This is a genomic window from Halorubrum sp. AJ67, assembly GCF_000513435.1.
In genome coordinates this window covers 241,183-246,661 of record NZ_CBVY010000003.1, presented here as the reverse complement: position 1 = coordinate 246,661, position 5,479 = coordinate 241,183, and the positions used below count along the sequence as shown (strand labels likewise).

6 protein-coding genes and 1 pseudogene are annotated in these 5,479 nt (G+C 67.3%); 1 reads left to right on the top strand and 6 read right to left on the bottom strand.

Annotated elements, in window-relative coordinates:
• The coding region (locus BN903_RS04710; protein WP_048076609.1) for an alanine--tRNA ligase-related protein at nucleotides 1-237 on the bottom strand (237 nt) is incomplete at its 3' end.
• A 140-nt stretch (nucleotides 238-377) separates the two neighbouring features.
• Between BN903_RS04710 and BN903_RS04705 the strand changes: the two genes are divergently transcribed.
• Nucleotides 378-2,294, top strand: a complete 1,917-nt coding sequence (locus BN903_RS04705) for a hypothetical protein (protein WP_048076608.1) — start codon at nucleotides 378-380, stop codon at nucleotides 2,292-2,294.
• A 39-nt stretch (nucleotides 2,295-2,333) separates the two neighbouring features.
• Here the strand turns inward: BN903_RS04705 and BN903_RS04700 are convergent, their stop codons facing one another.
• From BN903_RS04700 to BN903_RS17195, 5 genes and pseudogenes are all read right to left on the bottom strand, one after another.
• A complete protein-coding gene (locus BN903_RS04700; RefSeq protein WP_048076607.1) occupies nucleotides 2,334-3,104 on the bottom strand; it encodes a hypothetical protein in 771 nt (256 codons plus the stop codon).
• Nucleotides 3,101-3,595, bottom strand: coding sequence for a hypothetical protein (locus BN903_RS04695; RefSeq protein WP_048076606.1), 495 nt, complete (start codon nucleotides 3,593-3,595; stop codon nucleotides 3,101-3,103). Before BN903_RS04695 ends, BN903_RS04700 begins: the two co-directional genes overlap by 4 nt.
• Nucleotides 3,588-4,655: a hypothetical protein gene (locus BN903_RS04690; protein WP_228841015.1), complete on the bottom strand. Its 1,068-nt coding sequence runs from the start codon at nucleotides 4,653-4,655 to the stop codon at nucleotides 3,588-3,590. The genes BN903_RS04695 and BN903_RS04690 overlap by 8 nt, the downstream gene beginning before the upstream one ends.
• A complete protein-coding gene (locus tag BN903_RS04685) occupies nucleotides 4,573-5,208 on the bottom strand; it encodes a hypothetical protein (RefSeq protein WP_048076605.1) in 636 nt (211 codons plus the stop codon). Before BN903_RS04685 ends, BN903_RS04690 begins: the two co-directional genes overlap by 83 nt.
• A 1-nt stretch (nucleotide 5,209) precedes the next feature.
• Nucleotides 5,210-5,479: pseudogene (locus BN903_RS17195) on the bottom strand (hypothetical protein); the annotation flags it as partial.

The window sequence follows — 5,479 nt, the reverse complement described above, 5'->3', positions numbered from 1 at the left end:
GTCCTCGACCGTGCCGAGCGCGTGATACACCGTGTCCCGCTTCTCGACGTCGACCACGCGCCAGACGCGGTCGCCGTCGGTCGCTCGCAGCGCGCCCGTGTCGTGGGGCTGTCCGCCGCCGGTCGGGTAGAAGTGCGTCCGGTCGAGGACGACCCGCGGCGGGTCCGAGAGGGCGCGCTCGACGGTCGCGTCGAACGCCGTCACGGAGTCGTCGTCGAGGTACAGTTGCTCGGTCACGGTCTCAGAGAGGAGCGCCGCGAGCAAATATCGATCGGCCGCGGTCGAGCGTCCGGACCTCGGACGCGCCCCTCTATCCAGATCTCAGCCGCGATAGTCGGGAGTCTACGTTTATGCGTGCGCTCGCCGTACGTCGCGCCATGTTCGGGGGTGAGCGCGCGCAGAGCGAAGTGCTCGGGACGGTGTTACTGTTGGGGCTGACGGTCGCGGTCGTCGGCACCACGGTCGCGCTCGGCGGTGCCGCGCTCGACGACTCACAGACGCGGGCCGACCTCCAGCGCGTCGAGGGAGCGATGACGCAGATGGACTCCAAGGCGAGCCTCGTCGCGCACGGCGGGTCGCCGAGCCAGCGCGTCTCGTTCGGTACTCGCACCGGCACCGGCACCGGCGACCTCTCCGTCGATCACGACGCGGGCCGGATGGTGATCGCCGAAAACGAGACGGGCGACGAGATAGTCAACGCGAGCCTCGGCGCGCTGGTGTACGAACGCGACGGAACGCGGATCGCGTATCAGGGCGGCGGCGTGTGGCGAAGCGACGGGGACCGGAGCCGGATGGTCTCCGCGCCGGAGTTCCACTACCGCGGTGAGACGCTCACCGTCCCGCTGGTGACGATCTCGGAGAACGCGACGGTCGACGGCGACGGTGTCATCCTCACGAGCGAGGGATCGCCGAAGGGACACGTCGCTCAGAACCCGGTCGTCGACGACATCCGGGTGACAGTGACCGGCGACTACCACGAGGGGTGGGCCACCTTCTTCGAGAGCCGGACGGACACCCGGATCGTCGACCGCGGTGAGAACTCCGTGACCGTGTTGCTGCGGTCCGAGTTACGCGGCGACGGCGTCCGGTACTCGATGGGAACGTTTGGAACCAGCAAGTTCAATCTCAGGTCGATCGGATCGCTGACGGCCGACAGCTACGACTCCGGTGGGGCAGGCCCCAACGAGAGTCGGGATAACGCGGTCGTCTCCGCGGGCGGCGATATCGACTCCCCGAACGGGAAGGGGAACGACCCGACGTACGTAACGATCAAAGGCGACCTCCGCGCGCAGTACGACATCAAGCCAAATCCGAACGGGATACGGAACGGGAACCACCCGATCAACGTAACCGGGAACATCACCCAGCAGGCCGACATCGAGGACCCCAACCCGGTTGAGGGATACGTCTTCAGCGCGTTCAATAAGTACGACACCCGTTACGGCAACGTGACTGCGGCGAGCTACTCGTCATGGGCCGACCTCCGCGACGATACGCCGATCACGAGCCGGTCGTCCGTCGCCGATGGACTCGACGTCTCCGGCGGCAGCGAGACGTACCGCGTCGAGGACGCCGAAGTCATTGCTTCGGACGGCGACGAGGACGACACCGGCGCGGACGGGGACCTCTCCGTCGACGGCGGGACCGTCACCCTCAATGCGAGCGGGGGCCACGCCGGGTTTCGGTTCGACAACGCTGACCTGTCCGGCGGTAAGCTGGTCCTCAATGTCACCGACGGCGACTTGGACCTGCGCGTCGACGGCGACTTCTCGCTGAGCGGAGACGGAGCGAACCCGACCAAAATCAAGGTCGAAGGCGATGGAAACGCGCGTATCTACGTCGGCGGCGACCTCTCGCTGGAGGGGGCCTCGGAGGTGACCGTCGAAGAGAGTGCCGAACTCAGAGTGTTCCACGACGAGCCGGACGGGGACATTCAGATCGGTGACGGCGACGACGACACCGGCGTGTCGGTCTCGACCGGCACGAACGAACCCGCCAGCTCGTTCTGGCTGTTCTCGAACGCAGACGAGTTAGGGTTCGACGGTGACGACGCCCCGATCGATCTCACCGGCGTGGTGTACGCCCCGAACGCGGCCGTCAACGACGCGGAGGGCGACATCACCATCCGAGGGGCGCTCACCGTCGACAGGTTCAGCGACATCGACGACGCGCACTTCACGATCCGATACGACGAGGCGCTCGCGACCGCGGAGGTGTTCGACGAGGTCGAACAGGTGCCGACGATCAACTACCTCCACGTCTCGACACAGGAGATCCGGATTGAGGACGACTAACGCGGTAGGCCATCGCTCGCCGGGGGCAAGGCGACCACTTCAGTCGGAAAAGCCAACGTCAGCGATGGTCCGGTGTGCGACGAATCGGTCGTAGCGGTCGGCTACAAACGTTACTGTAATGTCTGCCGGGCCGTCTGTCGTCATCGATATTTTGTCGTGTTCCCCCGCTAGGTCGCCGTAATACCGCTCCCAAACGCTCGCCTGCGAGGAGTTGATCGAGAGTGTAATATTCGCACCGCTGGCCCGAGCGTCGACCGGAACGTCCCGGTCGGTTCGCTCGCTCGTGACGAGGACCGTCCGGTCCCCGCCCACTGAGTCAGCCGGACCCGTGAGTCCGTATAGAGAGTAGACGATTGTGTCTCCGACGAGCAGGTCGGGTTCCTGGATCATGACGCCGTCGTCTCCTTGCATACGGAACACCGCGCCGTTTTCGTAGACGATCCGGGTGTCGCCCGTGCCGTGGAATGTGATCGATCCGCCCTCAGTGATCGCCGTTTCCGTTCCGGTATGGTTGAGTCGGAACTCAGATTCGCGGTCGAACGACACCCTGCCACCGCCGAGCCGGATCTCGGTCGCCCGATTCGGCACGCCGTCCCGACTCAGGTCGTTGAGGTTGTCGTGGAGGACGTCGAACGCGCGCTCGACGTTGTTGTCGCGCTCCGCGAGCTGGGCGTCCTCCAGCCCGCCGAGCCCGACGGTGAACGTGACCGCGATCGTCGTCGCGATCAGCGCGAACACCAGGACAAATCCCACGGTCTCGCTGACGCCGCGGTCGTCGTCTCGAAAGCCGGCGTCGCCGAGCCCCCTCATCGCTCGCTCACCACCACTTCGCCTTCGTCGTCCACCCCGCTGGGCGCATCCCAGTAGATCCGGAGGTCACCGCCCCGTACCGTGGCGTTCCGCACCGTGATCCCCTCGCTGGTCCGGAACGGGACCTCGACGGTCGCGTCGGCCTGTTCGCTTTCGAGCGCGATCGTGCCCGCCGAGCCCGTCGCCTCGATCCGGATCCGATAGCCGGTTCCTGACACCCTGTCGGGGAGCGTCAGCGGCCGGTCGACGGTCAGGTTCTCGCGCGGCGGCGACGCGGTCGACGCGACTCTGTCGACGGTTCCGAGGTCGGCCGCGATCCGCTCGCCGACCACGGTGAGTTCGCCCTGCGCGGCGCGCTCGCGCTCCGTCTCGACGAACGACCCGCCCGCGACGAACAGCCCCGAGAGCAGCAGCGTCGAGACCGCGAGCGTCATGACGTAGCCGACGGTGACCGACACGGCGCGGTCCGTCCCGCCCGGACCCTCACGCATCGCGCTCACCCGGCGCGAGCCGGATCACGTCGCCGTAGGTCAGCTCCGGCGTCCGGTGGGTGAGCTCCACGTCGACGCCGTAGACGGCGTCGGTGACGTACGGCCGGGAGGAGGCGTCGAGGGGGGAGGTCCCGGCGCGCTCGTCGACCACGAAGCTGTACGTTCCGGTCGCGTTGCCGCCGTTCTCGTGGCGGATATCGTAGGTGTCAGACGGATCACTTCCGTTCTGAACGCCCCCGGCCCAGACGAGTTCCGGAAAGTGCTGGCCGCCGACCGTGCCGGCGGTCAGGTCGATCGTGACGTTCCCGTCCCCCTCATGAGAGAAGGTCCTCGTAGTGTTGACCGTCGCGTTCCTCACCCGCACGTCGATCGCGTCGGCCGAGTCGTTTGACAGCGTCACCGACCAGTTCTCTCCCGCGCCGTCGGCCACGACAGCGAACGCCCCGTCCTCGCCGTCCGACACGGATGCCGAGTTCACGGTCAGCCGGTAGTTCCGCGTGCGGCCGACGCCGCTCACGACGGTCCAGTTCGCCGTCGTGCCGTCTGGGGCGGTCATGTCCCGGAAGCCGCTCTCGGTCTCGTTCTGCGCGACGAAGTAGCCCCGTTCGACGGTGGAGCGGTTCACGCTCACGTTCGCGATCACTCCGTCACGCGCCCGTAGACCGGCGACCGTGTGACTGTACGTCTTTACGCTCTCGTCGAAGTCGTTGAGGACGTCATCGCTGCTCCGGTTCCGGTGTTCGCGGTGGAGGATCCCGGCGAGGTCGTCGACGGTGTCGTCACGGAACTCGATCGCCTCCGCGCCCCCCGCGTCGGCCCCGCGGGTCGCGAGGTTCTCGGTGTAGATGACGGTGTTCAACAGGAGCACGACCGCGACGAAGAGGACCGCGAGCGTCAGCCCGGTGATCAGAATGATCTGCGCCCGGTCCTCGTCGGGGTCGGCGTCGACGTTCTCGCGCCCGCGCCTTCGGGGGAACTCACATCTGCCATGCGGTGATACGCACCTCCACGACCGTGTACAGCGTGTCGCTCCCGCCAGCCGAGGGCGCGAGGTAGTCATGCTGGCTCTCCTCGGCGAGCCGCGGCCCGGAGTACGTCGCGTCGCCCGGGTCGTCGACGCTGGCGTTGAACAACCGGTCGTCGCCGTACAGCGCCACGCGCGTGCTCGCGGTGGCCGCGTTGTCGCTCGGCGATCCCATGTCGACCATCGTGGTGTCGCCCGTCCTGTTTCCGCCGTCCTCGGGGTAGAAAACCTCGATGTCGAAGGCGATCTGGCGGTCGCCGAACGCCTCCGTCAGCGGATCGTGGAGCGGGTGCGACGCCGGCGGGACCCCCGAGTAACTCGTCTCGTCGCCGCTGTCAACGAACTCGCCGTCCTCGTAGTACAGCAGCGCGGCCGTCAGGTTCCCGCTCTCTCCGGTCGTCGTCAGCACGTCCTGTGCGGCGATCGCCGCCTGGTTCTCGACGTGCTGGTTCGACGTGCTCGCGGACAGCGGCGTGACGGCCGTCGCCTGCGTCGCGAAGATGAGGCCGGCGACCAAGAGCAGCGCCGCCGTGAACGCCTCTAACGTGTGGGCCTGCCCGCGGTCGTCCGGGAGGTGTTCGACGAACATCTCACCACACCCGCAGCGTGAGCCGGTAGGTCTCGGGATCCCCCGGGCTCTCGGGATCGTCGATCGTCACGATGCGACTGGCGGCCGAGACGCTCTCCGTCCGCGGCGGCGCGGACCCGGCGTGCATCTCGGTGACGTTCCCGTTCGATTCGAGCGGCTGGACCGTCCCGTCCCGCGTGACGGTGAGGTTGAGTCCGCGGCGGTCATCGATGCCGAGTTCGTCGTGGAGGTCGCTAGCGTTCGCCGTCCACGCGCAGTCCGACTCGTTTGT

Bases quoted from the DNA above. Each gene is read 5' to 3' on its own strand.
- BN903_RS04705 (WP_048076608.1), top strand. From the start codon at position 378: ATGTTCGGGGGTGAGCGCGCGCAGAGCGAAGTGCTCGGGACGGTGTTA.
- BN903_RS04700 (WP_048076607.1), bottom strand. From the start codon at position 3,104: ATGAGGGGGCTCGGCGACGCCGGCTTTCGAGACGACGACCGCGGCGTC.
- BN903_RS04695 (WP_048076606.1), bottom strand. From the start codon at position 3,595: ATGCGTGAGGGTCCGGGCGGGACGGACCGCGCCGTGTCGGTCACCGTC.
- BN903_RS04690 (WP_228841015.1), bottom strand. From the start codon at position 4,655: ATGACTACCTCGCGCCCTCGGCTGGCGGGAGCGACACGCTGTACACGG.
- BN903_RS04685 (WP_048076605.1), bottom strand. From the start codon at position 5,208: ATGTTCGTCGAACACCTCCCGGACGACCGCGGGCAGGCCCACACGTTA.